We start from the raw sequence: 561 nt of genomic DNA, 5'->3' as shown, positions 1-561 counted from the left end.
CCTGTGTCGGTTTACGGTACGGGCGACAAGACGCGAATAGTGGCTTTTCTTGGCAGTATGGATTCGGCTCCTTCTCTACTTATTTTCGATCCGCATCACACGTCAGACTTTAGAGAAGCGGATTTGCCTACTTCTCATCCTTGGTGCTTGCACGCCTCACCAACCGGGCGCTGCGCTTATCCTTCTGCGTCCCCACATCTTCATTGCGTTTGCCGGTACAGGAATCTCCACCTGTTGTCCATCGACTACGCCTTTCGGCCTCGCCTTAGGTCCCGACTTACCCTGAGTGGACGAGCCTTCCTCAGGAAACCTTGGGTTTTCGACGGGTGAGATTCTCACTCACCTCTCGCTACTCATGCCAGCATTCTCTCTTCTGTACACTCCACAAGGCCTTACGGCTTTTGCTTCGTCGCGTACACAATGCTCCTCTACCAATCCTTACGGATTCCACGGCTTCGGTATCGTGTTTAGCCCCGGTTATCTTCGGCGCAGAGTCACTTGACTAGTGAGCTATTACGCACTCTTTCAATGTATGGCTGCTTCTAAGCCAACATCCTAGTT

The 561-nt window shown here is 52.2% G+C and carries 1 rRNA gene; it reads right to left on the bottom strand.

Annotated elements, in window-relative coordinates:
• Positions 1 to 561 (bottom strand): 23S ribosomal RNA (locus tag OCV31_RS09675); the annotation flags it as partial.

The sequence above is a fragment of the Aedoeadaptatus acetigenes genome (assembly GCF_025566985.1).
In the GTDB taxonomy this organism is placed as follows: domain Bacteria; phylum Bacillota; class Clostridia; order Tissierellales; family Peptoniphilaceae; genus Aedoeadaptatus; species Aedoeadaptatus acetigenes.
Note: the sequence above shows the minus strand (reverse complement) of the source record. Positions and strands in the feature narration are given on the sequence as shown.